The sequence below is a fragment of the Pseudomonas sp. 05N431 genome (assembly GCF_056397005.1).
Genome location: NZ_JBFTMN010000009.1, coordinates 223,482 through 240,073, shown reverse-complemented (window position 1 = coordinate 240,073; position 16,592 = coordinate 223,482). Strand labels below are relative to the sequence as shown.

Here is a 16,592-nt window from a genome sequence, read left to right as displayed (position 1 = left end):
CCAAGGCTCGACAGCTTCTGGGTCAGGTTCAGTCGGCCGAGAACTTCAGGATGGTGTTCTGGGCATATGTATTGCCTGGATCCAGCCGTGTGCTAGGGAAGCCCGGCTGGTTCGGCGAGTCGGGGTAGTGCTGGGTCTCCAGTGTGAATGCGCTCCAGTGTCCGTAGGCCTTGCCAGCCTTGCCCTTGACCGAACCGTCGAGGAAGTTGCTGGTGTAGAACTGCACCCCGGGTTCGCTGGTGTAGAGCTGCAAGCGGCGACCGGATTGCGGGTCGCGCACATCGGCGGCGAGTTGGCTGACATCACCCTTGGCATCCAGGACCCAGTTGAAGTCAAAACCGCCTTGTTTCGGCTCGGCGAATTTGAGTTGCGGATGATCGTCCTTGATGCGCTGGCCGATGGCGGTCGGTTGCCGAAAGTCCATCGGTGTGCCGGCTACCGGGGCCAGTTCACCGGTTGGAATCAAGGTGCCGTTGACCGGCGTGTAATGGCTGGCGTGCAAGGTGGCGAGCTGTTTGAGCACATCACCGTTACCGGCCCCGGCGAGATTGAAGTAACTGTGGTTGGTGAGGTTCAGCACCGTGGGTTTGTCGGTGGAGGCCTTGTACTCGATGCGCAGCTCGTTATGGTCGTTAAGGCTGTAGGTGACCTCGACCTTCAGGTTGCCGGGAAAGCCCATCTCACCGTCTGGCGACAGGTAGCTCAAGGTCACGCCGACCGAGTCCTTGCTGTTGAGCGGTTGTGCTTTCCAGACGCGCTTGTCGAAACCCAGCGCACCACCATGCAGCGAGTTGGGGCCATCGTTGAGCGGCATCTGGTAACGCTTGCCGTCCAGTTCGAAGGCACCCTGGGCCAGGCGATTGCCATAGCGTCCGATGGTCGCGCCGAAGAATGCCTTGCCGCTCTGATAACCCTGGACATCGTCAAAGCCCAGTACCACGTCTTCGAACTTGCCGTTCTTGTCCGGCACTTTCAACGATTGCAAGACGCCGCCGTAGGTAATGACCGTGGCTTGCATGCCATGGCTGTTGCGCAACACATATTGCTCGATGGCAGTTCCATCATGGGTCTTGCCAAACGCCTTGTGTTCGCTGGACAGGCCAGCGGCCTGGACGCCGAGGCTGGCCATCATCAGGGAAAGGCCAAGGCTGGAAAGCAGGTGTCGGGATTGCGGCATGGTTGAACGTCCTTTTGTTGTTTTGAGTTTAATAGTTCTACTAATTCGCGATAAATCGTCGAAATAGCAGTAAATTTATAGTCTGAAAGGGCGATTTTGCAATATAAAGTAAGACTAATTTGGTGGCTGGCGAAAGCGATCCATGAGTGCCCGAGCGCACCTTGAGTCCCGCTGCCTGAATCGAAGTGCCTACTGTGGAGTAAGCGTCATATGAGTAATGAAACGGGCGCCGGCGTGCCGGCCGTGTACACCGACCTCAAAGATAAAACCGTATTGATTTCCGGCGGTGCCTCGGGGATCGGTGAGGCCATGGTTTGCGCTTTTGCCCGGCAGGGAGCAAAGGTTGCATTCGTGGACATGGCCAAAAGCCAAGGTGAGCAGTTGGCGGCCCAATTGTTGGCTGAGGGCCATAAGGTCGAGTTCGCTCACTGTGATATCACTGACGAGAGCGCTTATAAGGAGGCGATTGGACGCTTTGCGCAGACCCTGGGGCCTGTGAATGTCCTGGTGAACAATGCCGCCAATGATGTCAGGCACACCTTGGATGAAGTTGACTCGGAGACTTTCGACAAACTGATTTCCGTCAATTTGAAGCATGCTTTTTTTGCCGCACGGGCGGTGGTCCCCATGATGAAGGCCGCCGGGGAGGGCGCGATCATCAATCTGGGTTCCATTGGCTGGATGATGGCCTCCAGTGGATACCCGGTCTACGCGGCCAGTAAAGCGGCGACCCACGGCATGACCAGGGCGTTGGCACGGGAGTTGGGGCCATGGCGCATCAGGGTCAACACCCTGGTTCCAGGATGGGTGATGACAGAAAAGCAGCTCGCGTTCTGGGTTGACGATGCCGCCAGGGAGTTGATTAGCCGCAGCCAATGCCTGCCGGGTAACGTGGAACCTTTCCATATAGCAAACATGGCGCTTTTCCTGGCCTCCGAGGCGTCTTCCATGTGTTCGGCGCAAAACTTCATCGTCGATGGTGGTTGGGTCTAGGTGTTTGGGGCAGCCTCAAAACACCGCCAGCACTGTGCCGTACATGCCGCTGGAAAAAATGGCCGAGCTGATTCCCCTGATCAAAGGGGGCACGGCTCGGCTGTCGGGGGCGCTCGGATTGAAGGTCTAAGCCGCTAAAGTCTGATCAGACTTTCAAGGTCGCCATATCGATGACGAAGCGGTACTTCACGTCACCGGCGATCATGCGGCTGTAAGCCTCGTTGATCTGGCGGATGTCGAGCATTTCGATGTCGCAGGTGATGTTGTGCTCGGCGCAGAAATCCAGCACTTCCTGGGTTTCTGCGATACCACCGATCAACGAGCCGGCCAGCACTCGACGACCCAGCACCAGTTTGGCAGCGTGGATGGGCGGATCGATCGGTTCGATCAGACCGACCAGGATATGCACGCCGTCGAAGCGCAGCGTATCGAGGTAGGGGTTCAGATCGTGCTGCACCGGAATGGTGTCGAGCAAAAAGTCGAACTGTCCTGCAGCAGCCTTCATCTGTTCGGCATCGGTGGAGACGATCACGTGGTCCGCGCCCTGGCGGCGACCTTCTTCGGCCTTGCTCGCCGAGCGGGTGAACAGCGTCACTTCAGCGCCCATGGCCTTGGCAAACTTGATGCCCATGTGGCCGAGGCCACCCATACCGAGAATCCCGACTTTGTCACCGGCTTTCACGCCATAGTGCTTGAGCGGCGAGTAGGTGGTGATGCCGGCGCAGAGGATCGGTGCGGCGCTGGCCGGGTCGAGTGCCTCGGGGATGCGTACGACGAAGTGCTCGCTGACCACGATGCTGTCGGAGTAACCGCCCATGGTGTTGCTGCCGTCGACCCGGTCCGGGGTCGCGTAGGTCAGGGTCGGACCTTCGAGGCAATATTGCTCGAGGTCGGCATGGCAGGCTTCGCAGTGGCGGCACGAGTCGACCATGCAGCCGACGCCGACCAGATCACCTACCTTGTGGGCGGTGACATTGGCGCCGATGGCGGTGACTTTGCCGACAATTTCGTGGCCTGGCATCAGCGGGTAAACGGCAATGCCCCATTCGTTGCGGGCCTGATGGATGTCGGAGTGGCAGACGCCGCAGTAGAGAATCTCGATAGCTACGTCGTCGGCCCGCGGGCTGCGACGTTCGAAGGTCATCGGGGCGAGGGGAGTGGTGGCCGACTGGGCGGCGTAACCGATGGCGGTGTACATGGTGAACCTCGTAAAAGCAGTGACGGGGGAGGTGGGGGATTTTCCGCGCCGTCCGCTTCACCGACCATGACGATTCCTCCGCGTCTTATGCCTATTCCTCCGGCATCCTCGGTGGAACGGTCGCATTGGCGCTCAGACCTGCGATGATGCTTTCATCCCTTTTTTCGTGAAGTTTTTGCCATGCTGTTGACCCGTCATCTCGATGCCAATGCCGCGCTGGTTGGGCTGATTCAGCCGTTGGCGACCCGTGATGGTTTCGTGCCGACACGCTTGCCCGGTGTGCACGTACTCAGAGCCAGTTGCGATGTGGCGCGTGGCCCGCAGATCTATGAGCCGAGCCTGATGATCATTGCCCAAGGCAGCAAAGTCGCCTATTTGGGCGCGCGTACGCTGGAGTACGGTGCCGGGCATTACCTGATTCAGGCGCTGCCGGTGCCTTTCGAATGCGAAACATTTGCCATGGCTGATGCGCCATTGCTCGGGGTGTCGATTGCCATCGATCGCGCGCTTTTGGGCGAACTGGTGTTGGCCATGGGGTTGGTGCATGGGCGCAATACGCCCGCGCAAACCCCCGAATCCATGACCTCGGCGGTACTCGATGACGGCATGCGCGGCTGTGTCGAGCGCTTGTTGCACTGTCTGCACGATCCGCTGGAATGTCAGGTCATGGGGCAGGCGCGGTTGCGTGAGTTGTTGTTCGTGGCGTTACGCGGTCCGCAGGCTGATGTGCTGCGGGCGTTGGTCGAGCAACAGGGACAATTTGCCCGGGTTGCGGCGTCGTTGAGTCATTTGCATGCGCACTTCACCGAGCCGCTGAACGTCGAGACGCTGGCCAGTTGCGCGAACATGAGTACGTCGACCTTTCACGAGCATTTCAAGCGCAGCACCTTGTTGTCGCCGGTGCAGTATTTGAAGCGCTTGCGATTGCTCAAGGCGCAGCAGTTGTTGCTGTCGGAAGGGCTGGGAGTGGCGCAGGTTGCGCATCGAGTGGGTTATCAGAGCACGTCGCAATTCAGTCGTGAGTACAAACGCTACTTTGAGCGTAATCCGGGGGATGAGCGGGTGGCTTAGATTTCAGGCGCTGCGAGGTCTCTGTAGCAGCTGGCGAAGCCTGCGTTCGAGCGCGCAGCGGTCGTAAACCCGGCGTACGCGGTTTATCTGGAAGACCGAAGTGGTTGATTTCACGACCGCTGCGCGGCCGAACGCAGGCTTCGCCAGCTGCTACAGAGGGTGGTGTGGTTTTCTCCAGGCAACAAAAAGGCCCCCATTTCGGGAGCCTTGATGTTTGGCAATTTGACTTACATGTTCGGGTAAGTCGGGCCGCCAGAACCTTCCGGCGTTACCCAGGTGATGTTCTGCGCAGGGTCCTTGATGTCGCAGGTCTTGCAGTGCACGCAGTTCTGGGCGTTGATCTGGAAGCGCTTTTCGCCGTCTTCCTTGGTGATCACTTCATATACGCCAGCCGGGCAGTAGCGCTGAGCAGGCTCATCGTACAGCGGCAGGTTCTTGCTGATCGGGATGCTCGCGTCGGCCAGCTTCAGGTGGCAAGGCTGTTCTTCTTCGTGGTTGGTACCGGAGATGAACACCGAGCTGAGCTTGTCGAAGCTGAGTTTGCCGTCTGGTTTCGGGTAGTCGATCTTCTTGCTGTCGGCCGCGAGCTTGAGGCACGCGTAGTCCGGCTTGGTGTCGTGCAAGGTGAACGGTAGTTTGCCGCCGAAGATGTTCTGGTCGAGCCAGTTGAAACCACCGCCGACGATAGCGCCGTACTTGTGGATCGCGGGGCCGAAGTTGCGGCTGGCGAACAGTTCTTCGTAGAGCCAGCTGGCTTTGAACGATTCAACGTAGCTGTTCAGTTCATCAGCGCCTTCGGAACCTGCGAACAGGGCGTCGGCCACGGCGTCAGCGGCGAGCATGCCGGACTTCATGGCGGTGTGGCTGCCTTTGATCTTGGCGAAGTTCAGGGTGCCGAGGTCGCAACCGATCAGCGCGCCGCCTTTGAAGACCATCTTCGGCAGCGAGTTCAGGCCACCTTTGCAGATCGCGCGGGCGCCGTAGCTGATGCGCTTGCCGCCTTCCAGATACTGCTTGAGCACCGGGTGATGCTTGAGGCGCTGGAACTCGTCGAACGGCGACAGGTAAGTGTTGCTGTAGGACAGGTCAACGATCAGGCCGACTACAACCTGGTTGTTTTCCAGGTGATAGAGGAACGAACCACCGGTGTTTTCGGTGCCCATGATGTCCAGCGGCCAACCGGCAGTGTGTACCACCAGACCTGGCTGGTGCTTGGCCGGATCGATTTCCCAGATTTCTTTCAGGCCAATGCCGTAGTGCTGGGCGTCGGCATCGGTGTCGAGGTTGAAGCGTTTGATCAGTTGCTTGCCGATGTGGCCACGGCAGCCTTCGGCGAACAGCGTGTACTTGCCGCGCAGTTCCATGCCGGGGGTGTACAGGCCTTCTTTCGGATTGCCTTCACGGTCAACGCCGAGGTCGCCGGTGATGATCCCGCGTACCACGCCGTTTTCGTCGAACAGTGCTTCCTGAGCAGCGAAGCCTGGGTAGATCTCTACGCCCAGGTTCTCGGCCTGCTGGGCCAGCCAGCGGCACAGGTTGCCCAGGGAGATGATGTAGTTGCCTTCGTTGTGCATGGTCTTGGGCACAAAGAGGTCTGGAATCTTGATCGCGCCATCGGCATTCTTCAGAACGAAGATGTCATCGCGAGTGACCGGAGTGTTCAGCGGCGCGCCGAGTTCTTTCCAGTCCGGGAACAGTTCGTTCAGCGCCCGAGGTTCGAACACCGCGCCAGACAGAATGTGAGCGCCGACTTCGGAGCCTTTTTCGACCACGCAGACGCTAATTTCCTTACCGGCTTCGGCGGCCTTCTGCTTCAATCGGCAGGCGGCGGAAAGACCAGCGGGGCCGGCACCGACGATGACCACGTCGAATTCCATGTATTCGCGTTCCACAGGTTATCTCCTACTCAAGGCTCAACAGTTTTTTTTCTAATTGGAGGTTTGGTGTCGCATCCATGAATCCCTGCACAACGCTGGGAGAGGACAATCGATGAGCCACCTTTCTCTCTAGGCGGCGCATTATATCTACACCACTCTTAGCGTCCAATACAAACGTTTGTTTGAATTTGCTCCAGCCCAGAGAAATCAAAGAAGCGCGGCTTATGACTGGCCATTTTGGCGTATTGACCGGAATAGGTGTTCCGGTCAAGATACGGGCGGTTTTGCGCTCGCCGTAGGCTGACTGTTGGTTTCAAGAGCACCTCTAAAGACAGGGCGAAGGCAGTACAAGGTGACGCGCAGCGCAGGTTTGGCGCGAAGTTTACACGTCGCGACAAAGAATGACTCGTTAGTCACCACTGACGAACGGTCATCACGCTTCGTGAGCTGGGTCACCCATTACAAATGCCGGCGTTTTTAGAGGTGCCCTTGTGCCCGATGAGCATCAACCGCCAGGTTCGCCTAGGCGACTTTCTTTTCACCGGAGAGTAACGAGGAATCCATGAAGGTTCTTGTAGCTGTCAAACGAGTGGTCGACTATAACGTCAAGGTTCGCGTCAAAGCGGACAACTCCGGCGTCGATCTCGCTAACGTCAAGATGTCGATGAACCCTTTCTGCGAAATCGCAGTGGAAGAAGCCGTACGCCTGAAAGAGAAAGGTGTTGCGACTGAAATCGTCGTCGTCTCCATCGGCCCGTCCACCGCTCAAGAGCAACTGCGCACCGCGCTGGCTCTGGGTGCCGACCGCGCCATCCTCGTCGAATCCGCCGAAGACCTGACTTCCCTGGCCGTTGCCAAGCTGCTCAAGGCTGTTGTTGACAAGGAACAGCCTCAGCTGGTGATCCTTGGCAAACAAGCTATCGACAGCGACAACAACCAGACTGGCCAGATGCTCGCTGCACTGAGCGGCTACGGTCAGGGCACCTTCGCCTCGAAAGTCGAAGTCACTGGCGACAACGTTGCCGTGACTCGCGAAATCGACGGCGGCGCGCAAACGGTTTCCCTGAAACTGCCGGCCATCGTCACCACCGACCTGCGTTTGAACGAGCCGCGCTATGCGTCTCTGCCAAACATCATGAAAGCCAAGAAGAAGCCGCTTGAAGTGCTGACTCCTGATGCTTTGGGCGTTTCCACCGCCTCTACCAACAAAACCCTGAAAGTCGAAGCGCCGGCTGCACGCAGCGCAGGCATCAAGGTCAAGTCGGTGGCTGAACTGGTCGAGAAACTGAAAAACGAAGCGAAGGTAATCTGATCATGACTATCTTGGTAATCGCCGAACACGACAACAAAGTAGTGGCCCCGGCCACGCTGAACACCGTGGCGGCTGCCGCCAAAATCGGTGGTGACATCCACGTTCTGGTGGCCGGTCAGGGCGTTGGCGCTGTAGCTGAAGCTGCCGCCAAAATCGCTGGCGTGGCCAAAGTGCTGGTCGCCGACAACGCGGCCTACGCACACCAACTGCCAGAAAACGTTGCACCGCTGGTAGCGGAGTTGGGCAAGGGCTACAGCCACATCCTGGCTGCCGCCACCTCCAACGGCAAAAACATCCTGCCGCGCGTTGCCGCTCAGCTGGACGTTGACCAGATCTCCGAGATCATCTCGGTTGAAAGCGCTGACACCTTCAAGCGCCCAATCTATGCCGGTAACGCCATCGCTACCGTTCAGTCCAACGCGTCGGTAAAAGTCATCACCGTGCGTGCTACCGGTTTCGACCCGGTTGCCGCCGAAGGTGGTTCGGCTGCCGTTGAAGCGGTTGCTGCTGCTCACGACGCTGGCACTTCCAGCTTCGTCGGCGAAGAACTGGCCAAGTCCGATCGTCCGGAACTGACCGCTGCCAAGATCGTCGTTTCCGGCGGTCGCGGCATGCAGAACGGCGACAACTTCAAGCACCTGTACGCTCTGGCCGACAAGCTGGGCGCTGCTGTTGGCGCTTCCCGCGCCGCGGTCGACGCAGGTTTCGTACCGAACGACATGCAGGTCGGTCAGACCGGCAAGATCGTTGCGCCACAGCTGTACATCGCCGTCGGTATCTCCGGCGCGATCCAGCACCTGGCCGGCATGAAAGACTCCAAAGTGATCGTTGCGATCAACAAGGACGAAGAAGCGCCGATCTTCCAGGTGGCCGATTACGGCCTGGTGGCGGACTTGTTCGAAGCGATCCCAGAGTTTGAGAAGCTGGTCTAATCCAGCGGCTTGACTTATAAAGAGCCCGGCCTTTTGGCCGGGCTTTTTATTGTCTGCGATTTGAGTGTGGGGAAATACGCCATGGATTTGCGTTGCTTGAGTGGCTTCTGGGTGCTGCTGAGCCTGCTGGCTTTGCCCTCGCTGTCAGTCGCTGCGGGCAAATGCGAGCGTCTGGTGGTGACCGGCAGTCCGGATGCCCCACCGTATCTGTGGCAAGACCCGCAAGACCCGACGCACTTGATCGGTACCAGTGCCGACTTGTTGCAGCAGATGGCGGGGGAGTTGGGGATCAAGGTCGAGTTGCTGTACGCCGGCAATCGATCCCGGGCGCTGGATGAAGTGCGTAGCGGGCGTATCGACATGCTGGCCGATGCACCTCTTATGGACAATCAACTCGAGTCACTGGACTACATCCAGCCGCCGTTGCTGGAAAACGACTATCTGGTCTGGACTCGCAAGGGCTCGGCATGGGTCTATAACGAGGCACAGGATTTGCGCGGGCATGTCGGCGCCGTCTCGGCAAAGGCTCGTTTGACACAACCGTTCGAGGCGTACGCACAAGAGCAATTGACCTTGATGAGCCTGCCGAACCTGACACAGGCTTTTCAGAAGTTGCTAATGGGTGAGGCGGACTATGTGCTCGCCGGGCGTTACACCGGGATGGCCATGGCACAGACATTGGGCATGGCCAACGATGTGCAAGCGTATCCGCAGCCAATCGACCGGCCGGGTCTGTTCCTCGCCATTTCCCGCAACTCTGCCTGCAACGATCCATGGTTACGCGGACAGTTATCGAAAAAGATGACAGAATTGCCCGCGTCCGGCCTGACGGAGGCCGTGCTGCAGCGCAATCTGGAGCGCTGGAAAGCACACTTGCAGCAACCCGTCAGCACCCCAAAACAGTAGGGATTTTTAGTGACTCTTCGACCTCTTTTCGCTGCCCTGGCCGTTATGGCCCTGGCGGGTTGTGCTGCCGATCCGGCGCCGAATGAACAATTGCGTTTGACCGAACGGGCCCTGGAACAGGCCGCCGCTGTCGGGGCAACGACTGAAGATGTGCCAGAGTTGAAACTCGCCGAAGGCAAATTCGCTCAGGCTCAAGCCGACATGACCACTCAAGCGTTCAAGGATGCGCGCATGCAGGCCGAACAGGCAGAGCTGGACGCACGTCTGGCCGAGGCCAAGGTTCTGACAGTGAAAAGTCAGGAAAAACTGAACGTGCTCAATACCCGCATCACTCGCCTGCGCAAGCAGCTGGGAGATGCCCAATGAGCCTGAAAAACACCATTCTGGGCGGTTTGCTGCTGGTGGGTTGCGCGGGGCTTGCCGGCTGCGCAGGTCAACACAGCGCAGCGGCTTTGCAACAAGCCAGCGCTGATTTTCAGAAGGTCAAGGAAGATTCGAATGTGCTGCGCATCGCGCCCAAGGACGTGATTCGGGCAGGTGAGTCCCTTGCGCGGGCTGATCGCCTGTCGACCTACTGGGGCAGCGGCCCGGATGTTAAGCATTACGCTTACCTGAGTCAGCGTTACAGCGCAATTGCCCGTCAGCACACCGAGCAAGCGCTGAATGACGAACGCGGGGTGAAGCTTGAACTGGAGCGTCAGCGTTTGCAGCTGGCGTTGCGCGAGAACAAACTGCTCAGCGTGCAACAACAGGGTAAATGGCTGGAAGAGCAAATCATCAACCTGGCTACGACCCAGACCGATCGCGGTCTGGTCATGACCCTGGGGGATGTTCTGTTCGACACCGGTGAAGCCGAGCTGAAAAACTCGGCGAATCGCACCGTATTGAAAATTGTCCAGTTCCTGCAACTCAACCCCAAGCGTGTTGTGCGTATTGAAGGCTATACCGACAGCACCGGCGGCAAGCAGGACAACCTCAAGCTGTCTCGCGATCGCGCCCAGTCGGTGGCGGACATGCTGATCGATCTGGGGATCGAAGATAAGCGCATTCAGGTCGAAGGCTACGGCGACGAATACCCGGTAGAGGCCAACGCTTCCGAGCGGGGGCGTGCGCAGAACCGCCGGGTCGAAATTGTGTTCTCCGACGAAAAAGGCCAGCTCGGCGCTGCCCGCTAAGGTCAGCGTTACTGGAAAACCCGGCCCCTCAGTGGTGCCGGGTTTTTTTATACCTGCGAAATGGCTCTCAAAACAGTACAGTTTTTGCTGTCACTGCACTGTACGGTCGACTATTGTGGTAACTGTCCCAGTACACTTCTAAACTGTTCCGGTAATGTTTCACACAAGAATAAAATGCCCGTGAAATCGAGTGCTGCGTCATGACCAATCTCTTGCTCTATCAACGTATTGCTCAGCAGTTGGCTGAGGATATCCGGCGTGGTGTCTATCAGCCCGGCGAACGCGTGCCTTCAGTGCGCAAGATGAGTTCGCAGCTCAATGTCAGCCACGCGACGGTGCTTCAGGCGTATGCCAACCTCGAAGATCAGGGGCTGATTCGCGCACGTCCACAGTCGGGTTACTACGTCCACCAGACCCCGGCACTGACCGCGCCGACGCCGGATATCGCGCGTGTCGAACGTCCAGGTCTGGTCACGCGCAGCAGTATCATTCAGCAAGTGTTGGTCGAGTCGCGTCGCGAAGGGGTGTTCCCGCTGGGCGCGGCGGTGCCGAGTGTCGATTATCTGCCGGTACGGGCACTGCACCAGCAATTGGCCAAGGTCACGCGGTTCCACAGCCCGCGGGCGTTCAGTTACATGTTCAGCCCTGGGTTTGAGCCGTTGCGTCGCCAAGTGGCGATCCGCATGCGTGATGCCGGTGTAGTGGTCGACCCATCGGAAGTGGTCATCACCCATGGTTGCGTCGATGCGCTGCAAATGTCGTTGCGCGTCCTGACGCGTCCCGGCGATCTGATCGCGGCTGAGTCGCCGACCTACTACGGCTTGTTGCAGCTCGCCGATTTGTTGGGTTTGAAAGTCATCGAGATCCCCAGTGACCCGGCGACAGGCATGAGCCTGGAAGCCTTGCAGCTGGCGGCCAACCAGTGGTCGATCAAGGCGTTGGTGCTGACCACGCGCCTGAGCAACCCGCTGGGCGGCACCATGCCGGAAGAGCGGCAAAAACAACTGCTGCGCCTGGCTTCGGACTTCGATATCCAGATTGTCGAAGACGATATTTACGGCGAGTTGATGTTCGAGCAAGGCCGCACCAAATCGCTGAAAGCCTATGACCGACTGGATCGGGTCATCTACTGCTCAAGTTTTTCCAAGACCCTGTCACCCGGTGTGCGCATCGGCTGGATGATTGCCGGCAAATACCAGCAGGAAATCCAGCGCCTGCAGACCTTCAGCACCCATTCGGCGTGCAGCGTGACGCAGATGGGGATTGCGGCCTATCTGGAGAACGGCGGCTATGATCGCCATTTGCGCTACATCCGCCAGGAGTACCGCAAGAATCTCAGCGCTTTCCAGTTGGCGGTGCAGCAGTACTTTCCTGAGGGAACGCAGATAACCCGGCCCACAGGCGGCTTCATTCTGTGGGTCAGCCTGCCGGGGCGGGTCAATACGCAGGAACTGCATGTACGTGCGTTGCAGCAGGGCATCAGTATTGCGCCGGGGTTGATTTTCAGTAACACCGAGCAATTCAATCACTGCATTCGCTTGAACTGCGGCACGCCGTGGAATCGTGAAGCCGAGCGGGCGCTGATGACACTCGGGATGCTGGCCACTCAGCTTTGTCAGGAGACGGCAAGCGGCTTTTGACGCACATCGGGGGGCTGGATTGTTATGCGAGCTTGTCAGGGACCTTACAACAAGCGAGCATATGGCCCTCTGCCGTTAGCGCTGTAGTGTTCATGAAAGCGATTTTCCCTGCTGGTTTGATGTTGGCGTGCCTCTTGAGCGTTTTCATGCCAGGCAGCGCTATGGCTGCGACCGCTCTGGATAAGGGGGGCGTCAGTATGTCTGAGGCAAAAGTGAAGCCCGTTGCGCCGACGAAGAACCAAACGCCCGTCAAAAAGACCAAAGTGGCAAAGAAGCTGACGCCATCAAAAAAACGCCCACCGATTGCTTCAAAATCAAAATCCGCGAGCGAAGTGGTCAGAACCACGTATTTGCCTCCGGCCACACTGGATTTGAGCCTGCCGTCGGACATGGTCAAGCAGTTGCAACCTGTTGGCACCGTTCCGCTGGTCAAACATGCTCCGTTACTTCCGCCCATGTTTGGTGAAAAAACCAGGGATGACAGCCCGTTCCAGCTCAACGGTCGCCTGCTCAGCAACGAAATGCAGTTGCAAATGCGCAAAGAAGAGCACCGGGAAGTCGAAGGTGCGGCGCTGGAATTCCAGTTCAAACAGTAAAATTGCGTATTGATCTGTGACCCGCGCACCTGACGCTTTGTCGGAGACTGGTCAGTCACGCGTGTTTGAGCGAAAAACCTCTGTCCGGCCAATTTCAAACGGCTGTTTTAGCGGGTACTCTAGTCCACGTTATTCAACACATTACCCGTCGCCAGGAGCGTGTCGTCATGAACTGCCGTGAAGGCTGTGGCGCCTGTTGCATTGCCCCTTCCATCAGCACACCCATCCCTGGCATGCCAAACGGCAAGGCGGCGGGAGAACGTTGTGTGCAACTGTCTGACGATAATCTGTGCAGTATTTTCGGCAAGCCTGAACGGCCGGCGGTCTGTAGCGCGTTTCAGGCGGATGTCGAGGTGTGCGGCAACAGTCGGGAAGAAGCCATCAAGTTGATCGGTTGGTGGGAGCAAATGACCGCGGCGTAGTGTGTTCAACGAACGGAACTTCAACAATAAGGAATAAGACTATGGGTTCGCTGCATCGTATCGCTGTGTTGTGTGGTTTGACCGTTTTGCTGGCCACGACAGCCCAGGCTGAAGACTGGAAAACTGCCAAGGATGAGGACGGTATCAAGGTTTCCCTGAGTGAAGTCGCCGGGTCCCAGTACAAGGCCTATCGCGGTGTGACCGTAATGAAGACCTCCGTGGCCAAGTTGCGCGCGCTTCAGGAAGATGTGCCCGGCGCATGTGCCTGGATTCATGAGTGCAAGGTGCAGAAGTTGCTCAAGCACGAAGGCGATCAAAGCTGGACCTACACTCAGTTCAGCACCCCGTGGCCAGTGACGGCGCGTGACTCGGTGTTGCACGTGACCACTGTCGAAGGCGCCGATGGCAGCCTGACGCGTAAGCTTGAAGGTGTACCGACCTACCTTCCTGAAGAAAAAGGCTTTGTTCGTGTCACCCAGGTCCAGGGTTTCTGGAAGTTTGTTCCAAAAGGTGCAGATCAGGTCGAAGTGACCTATCAGGTTCACACCGAGCCGGGTGGTAGCGTGCCGTCTTGGCTGGCCAACAAGTTTGTGGTCGACGCGCCCTTCAATACCTTGAAAGCCCTGAAAGCACGCGCCGAGAAGTAATTCCGTGCTCTTTGCAAATAAGGCTGCCAACCGGCGGCCTTTTTAATATCAAACCGATGGATTCAGGAGGAACGATTTTCCGGTATTCGGGGTCGAGATGTTGTAAGCCCATCTGTGGGTTTTACCAAGGAGGCACCGATGCAAAAGTGGGAAGTCACCTTCGTTGATGATCACGGTGTGCAGACCGTGGAGCAATTCGATTGCGAACAAAAACCCACGATGGAGCGGGCCGCGCAATTGATTCGCTCAAAACTCCTCCCTGTCCCGGCCGAGCTCGATCTCAATGATCTGGAGGGTCGAACCGATGATCCGACCGTCAAAAGCCTGAAAGATCAGAACAGCATTGAAATTCTCAGTATCACTCCACTTGCATAACCACTTGATGCGACTCGCAAACAGGCCTTGGCAGCAGCTCTGAGTTGGGGCTACTCTGCAAACGAGATCAGCGAATGGATCGCTAAGGTCTGGTCTTGTCAGCTACATGCTTGTTTCCCGGCGGCAATCTGATTGCCGTATCGCCCTTACCATTCGGTTGCGGGCGCAGGGAGTACGGAAAGTCTATCCATCAGTTTGAGGAGGACGTTTCATGAGCACAGCCTATCAAGAAGACATCAGCAGCAGTGTGTTGCGCCGCATGAAAGAAGGCGGCTTTGACTTTTCACGGTTCCATCCCATCGAGTTCTACGCCATTTTTCCGGATGAGGAGCGGGCACGCAGGGCGGCAGGGCATTTTCGCGGTGAATCCTTGAATGCGCAGGTCAGCGTGCGTGATGACGGTGCCTGGCATCTGGAGTTGAGCAAGGTGATGTACGCCACTTACGGCGGCATCGGCGACTTCGAGCAGGACTTTGAGGCGGTGGTCGAGCCTTTGGGTGGGATTATCGAAGGATGGGGCGTCAAGCAGGAGGTACGAGGGCTACTCGCATAACACTATGAACAGCGACAACACTCAGCAACGGCTGACCTCAGGGTTGGCCGTTTTCGTTTTCGGACATTGAGAAATCAAAGGATCGCAACCGCACACAGGCCGTGAAATCAACTCTGGCTATGCGGGTAATGACCATGAGCATTGCTTCGCAATGAAGCGGGGGGCGAACAGGTTGGGGCATTTGCCGCACAGGATTGGTGCGGCGTGTCTTCGGTGATTAGCCAACCGATTGATAGTAAAGCGTTTATGCCGCTGGCACGGGCCTTGCGAAGTCCAGGTGTCCGGGTGACAAGGAGTACGGCATGATCCGCACCTATTTTGATGAAATGTACGACGCTGGCGGCCAGGTCCGCCCGCACTATCGGGAGTTCGCCCGTTGGCTGGCTGAAACGCCTGACGAGCTTTTGGCACAACGGCGACGCGAGGCCGATCTGTTATTTCATCGTGCCGGGATAACCTTCACGCTCTATGGCGATGAGCAGGGGACAGAGCGCCTGATTCCCTTCGACACCATTCCCCGCAGCATCCCCGCCAGTGAATGGCGGATCGTCGAGCGCGGCTGTATTCAGCGAGTCAAGGCATTGAACATGTTCCTCGCCGACCTGTATCACGAGCAGCGCATCATCAAGGCCGGCATCATCCCGGCCGAACAAGTGCTGGCCAACGAGCAATACCAGCTGGCCATGCAAGGGCTGGATCTGCATCGCGATATCTATTCGCACATCTCTGGCGTCGATCTGGTGCGCGATGGCGACGGCACGTACTACGTGCTCGAAGACAATTTGCGTACGCCCAGCGGCGTCAGCTACATGCTCGAAGACCGCAAGATGATGATGCGGCTCTTCCCCGAGTTGTTCGCCGCCCAGCGCATCGCGCCCATCGATCATTACCCGAACCTGTTGCTCGACACGCTGAAAAGCTCCAGCCCGCTGGACAATCCGAGTGTCGTGGTACTGACTCCCGGGCGCTTCAACAGTGCGTTCTTCGAGCACGCGTTTCTGGCGCGGGAGATGGGCGTGGAGCTGGTGGAAGGCGCGGACCTGTTCGTACGTGACGACAAAGTGTTCATGCGCACCACCGACGGGCCGAAAGCCGTCGACGTGATCTACCGTCGCCTCGACGATGCTTTCCTCGATCCATTGGCGTTCAACCCGGATTCAATGCTCGGCGTTCCAGGACTGCTGTCGTCCTATCGCTCCGGCAATGTGGTGCTGGCGAATGCCATCGGCACCGGTGTCGCGGACGACAAGTCGGTTTATCCGTTCGTGACCGACATGATTCGTTTCTACCTGGACGAAGAGCCGATCCTGAAAAACGTGCCGACCTGGCAGTGTCGCAACCCGTCAGAGCTTTCTCACGTGCTGGCGAACCTGTCTGAGCTGGTGGTCAAGGAAACCCAGGGTTCCGGTGGTTACGGAATGCTGGTCGGACCCGCTGCCACGGCAGAGGAGATCGAATCGTTCCGTGCACGCATCAAGGCCAAGCCCCACGCGTACATCGCACAACCGACGTTGTCCCTGTCGACCTGCCCGACGTTTGTCGAAAACGGCATCGCCCCACGGCATATCGACTTGCGCCCGTTTGTCCTGTCTGGCCGCGAAACCCGGGTCGTACCCGGTGGCCTTACCCGTGTAGCCCTGCGCGAAGGATCCCTGGTGGTCAATTCGTCCCAGGGTGGCGGAACCAAGGACACGTGGGTGGTCGAGGATTGAAGGAAG

17 protein-coding genes and 1 pseudogene are annotated in these 16,592 nt (G+C 57.9%); 15 read left to right on the top strand and 3 right to left on the bottom strand.

All coding sequences use genetic code 11. The annotated features are described in order from the left end of the window. Positions 1–28 precede the first annotated feature (28 nt). A complete protein-coding gene (locus tag AC1DIG_RS17595; protein WP_477768320.1) occupies positions 29–1,177 on the bottom strand; it encodes an aldose epimerase family protein in 1,149 nt (382 codons plus the stop codon). Between the two features lie 210 nt (positions 1,178–1,387). On the opposite strand from AC1DIG_RS17595, the gene AC1DIG_RS17590 reads away from it, so the two are divergent. Both AC1DIG_RS17590 and AC1DIG_RS17585 read left to right on the top strand, forming a co-directional pair. Further along, complete coding sequence (locus AC1DIG_RS17590) at positions 1,388–2,170, top strand: SDR family NAD(P)-dependent oxidoreductase (RefSeq protein ID WP_477768319.1); 783 nt, start codon at positions 1,388–1,390, stop codon at positions 2,168–2,170. A 25-nt stretch (positions 2,171–2,195) separates the two neighbouring features. Then, positions 2,196–2,300 (top strand): annotated as a pseudogene (locus tag AC1DIG_RS17585) (IclR family transcriptional regulator); the annotation flags it as partial. Positions 2,301–2,315: 15 nt separating this feature from the next. Here AC1DIG_RS17585 and AC1DIG_RS17580 read toward each other — a convergent pair. Further along, a complete protein-coding gene (locus tag AC1DIG_RS17580) occupies positions 2,316–3,368 on the bottom strand; it encodes an NAD(P)-dependent alcohol dehydrogenase (protein ID WP_477768318.1) in 1,053 nt (350 codons plus the stop codon). Positions 3,369–3,548: 180 nt separating this feature from the next. Here AC1DIG_RS17580 and AC1DIG_RS17575 point away from each other — a divergent pair, with 180 nt between their 5' ends. Then, a complete protein-coding gene (locus AC1DIG_RS17575) occupies positions 3,549–4,439 on the top strand; it encodes an AraC family transcriptional regulator (RefSeq protein ID WP_427540430.1) in 891 nt (296 codons plus the stop codon). A 227-nt stretch (positions 4,440–4,666) separates the two neighbouring features. On the opposite strand, the gene AC1DIG_RS17570 is transcribed toward AC1DIG_RS17575, so the two are convergent. Continuing rightward, on the bottom strand, positions 4,667–6,331 hold the full coding sequence (locus AC1DIG_RS17570; RefSeq protein WP_103317628.1) for an electron transfer flavoprotein-ubiquinone oxidoreductase: 1,665 nt from the start codon (positions 6,329–6,331) through the stop codon (positions 4,667–4,669). A gap of 547 nt (positions 6,332–6,878) precedes the next feature. Between AC1DIG_RS17570 and AC1DIG_RS17565 the strand changes: the two genes are divergently transcribed. The 12 genes from AC1DIG_RS17565 (at position 6,879) to AC1DIG_RS17510 (ending at position 16,586) form a co-directional block, all read left to right on the top strand. Further along, complete coding sequence (locus tag AC1DIG_RS17565; RefSeq protein ID WP_477768317.1) at positions 6,879–7,628, top strand: electron transfer flavoprotein subunit beta/FixA family protein; 750 nt, start codon at positions 6,879–6,881, stop codon at positions 7,626–7,628. A gap of 2 nt (positions 7,629–7,630) precedes the next feature. Further along, positions 7,631–8,560, top strand: a complete 930-nt coding sequence (locus AC1DIG_RS17560) for an electron transfer flavoprotein subunit alpha/FixB family protein (RefSeq protein ID WP_477768316.1) — start codon at positions 7,631–7,633, stop codon at positions 8,558–8,560. A gap of 81 nt (positions 8,561–8,641) precedes the next feature. Further along, on the top strand, positions 8,642–9,466 hold the full coding sequence (locus AC1DIG_RS17555; RefSeq protein WP_477768315.1) for a substrate-binding periplasmic protein: 825 nt from the start codon (positions 8,642–8,644) through the stop codon (positions 9,464–9,466). Between the two features lie 9 nt (positions 9,467–9,475). After that, positions 9,476–9,832 carry a DUF4398 domain-containing protein gene (locus tag AC1DIG_RS17550; RefSeq protein WP_145015432.1) on the top strand — a complete coding sequence of 119 codons (357 nt, stop codon included), beginning with the start codon at positions 9,476–9,478 and terminating at the stop codon, positions 9,830–9,832. Then, positions 9,829–10,641 (top strand): OmpA family protein, encoded by an 813-nt coding sequence (locus AC1DIG_RS17545; protein WP_477768314.1) that lies wholly within the window; start codon positions 9,829–9,831, stop codon positions 10,639–10,641. Before AC1DIG_RS17550 ends, AC1DIG_RS17545 begins: the two co-directional genes overlap by 4 nt. A gap of 200 nt (positions 10,642–10,841) precedes the next feature. Further along, complete coding sequence (locus AC1DIG_RS17540; RefSeq protein ID WP_145015431.1) at positions 10,842–12,281, top strand: aminotransferase-like domain-containing protein; 1,440 nt, start codon at positions 10,842–10,844, stop codon at positions 12,279–12,281. 92 nt (positions 12,282–12,373) lie between these two features. Then, a complete protein-coding gene (locus AC1DIG_RS17535; protein ID WP_477768313.1) occupies positions 12,374–12,877 on the top strand; it encodes a translation initiation factor 2 in 504 nt (167 codons plus the stop codon). Between the two features lie 167 nt (positions 12,878–13,044). Then, positions 13,045–13,299 carry a YkgJ family cysteine cluster protein gene (locus tag AC1DIG_RS17530; protein ID WP_477768312.1) on the top strand — a complete coding sequence of 85 codons (255 nt, stop codon included), beginning with the start codon at positions 13,045–13,047 and terminating at the stop codon, positions 13,297–13,299. 41 nt (positions 13,300–13,340) lie between these two features. After that, the gene (locus AC1DIG_RS17525; RefSeq protein WP_019689384.1) at positions 13,341–13,946 is read left to right on the top strand and encodes an START domain-containing protein; all 606 of its coding nucleotides are present in this window, start codon (positions 13,341–13,343) and stop codon (positions 13,944–13,946) included. A gap of 138 nt (positions 13,947–14,084) precedes the next feature. After that, on the top strand, positions 14,085–14,321 hold the full coding sequence (locus AC1DIG_RS17520; RefSeq protein WP_477768311.1) for a hypothetical protein: 237 nt from the start codon (positions 14,085–14,087) through the stop codon (positions 14,319–14,321). Between the two features lie 211 nt (positions 14,322–14,532). Then, positions 14,533–14,874 carry a ribonuclease E inhibitor RraB gene (locus AC1DIG_RS17515; protein WP_019689386.1) on the top strand — a complete coding sequence of 114 codons (342 nt, stop codon included), beginning with the start codon at positions 14,533–14,535 and terminating at the stop codon, positions 14,872–14,874. 302 nt (positions 14,875–15,176) lie between these two features. Then, positions 15,177–16,586 carry a circularly permuted type 2 ATP-grasp protein gene (locus tag AC1DIG_RS17510; RefSeq protein ID WP_477768310.1) on the top strand — a complete coding sequence of 470 codons (1,410 nt, stop codon included), beginning with the start codon at positions 15,177–15,179 and terminating at the stop codon, positions 16,584–16,586. Positions 16,587–16,592: the final 6 nt, after the last annotated feature.

Excerpts from the sequence above, each read along its gene's own strand:
- AC1DIG_RS17595 (WP_477768320.1), bottom strand. The coding sequence starts at position 1,177 with ATGCCGCAATCCCGACACCTGCTTTCCAGCCTTGGCCTTTCCCTGATG.
- AC1DIG_RS17510 (WP_477768310.1), top strand. The coding sequence starts at position 15,177 with ATGATCCGCACCTATTTTGATGAAATGTACGACGCTGGCGGCCAGGTC.
- AC1DIG_RS17525 (WP_019689384.1), top strand. The coding sequence starts at position 13,341 with ATGGGTTCGCTGCATCGTATCGCTGTGTTGTGTGGTTTGACCGTTTTG.
- AC1DIG_RS17580 (WP_477768318.1), bottom strand. The coding sequence starts at position 3,368 with ATGTACACCGCCATCGGTTACGCCGCCCAGTCGGCCACCACTCCCCTC.
- AC1DIG_RS17515 (WP_019689386.1), top strand. The coding sequence starts at position 14,533 with ATGAGCACAGCCTATCAAGAAGACATCAGCAGCAGTGTGTTGCGCCGC.
- AC1DIG_RS17520 (WP_477768311.1), top strand. The coding sequence starts at position 14,085 with ATGCAAAAGTGGGAAGTCACCTTCGTTGATGATCACGGTGTGCAGACC.
- AC1DIG_RS17530 (WP_477768312.1), top strand. The coding sequence starts at position 13,045 with ATGAACTGCCGTGAAGGCTGTGGCGCCTGTTGCATTGCCCCTTCCATC.
- AC1DIG_RS17540 (WP_145015431.1), top strand. The coding sequence starts at position 10,842 with ATGACCAATCTCTTGCTCTATCAACGTATTGCTCAGCAGTTGGCTGAG.
- AC1DIG_RS17545 (WP_477768314.1), top strand. The coding sequence starts at position 9,829 with ATGAGCCTGAAAAACACCATTCTGGGCGGTTTGCTGCTGGTGGGTTGC.
- AC1DIG_RS17565 (WP_477768317.1), top strand. The coding sequence starts at position 6,879 with ATGAAGGTTCTTGTAGCTGTCAAACGAGTGGTCGACTATAACGTCAAG.
- AC1DIG_RS17535 (WP_477768313.1), top strand. The coding sequence starts at position 12,374 with ATGAAAGCGATTTTCCCTGCTGGTTTGATGTTGGCGTGCCTCTTGAGC.
- AC1DIG_RS17560 (WP_477768316.1), top strand. The coding sequence starts at position 7,631 with ATGACTATCTTGGTAATCGCCGAACACGACAACAAAGTAGTGGCCCCG.
- AC1DIG_RS17575 (WP_427540430.1), top strand. The coding sequence starts at position 3,549 with ATGCTGTTGACCCGTCATCTCGATGCCAATGCCGCGCTGGTTGGGCTG.
- AC1DIG_RS17590 (WP_477768319.1), top strand. The coding sequence starts at position 1,388 with ATGAGTAATGAAACGGGCGCCGGCGTGCCGGCCGTGTACACCGACCTC.
- AC1DIG_RS17555 (WP_477768315.1), top strand. The coding sequence starts at position 8,642 with ATGGATTTGCGTTGCTTGAGTGGCTTCTGGGTGCTGCTGAGCCTGCTG.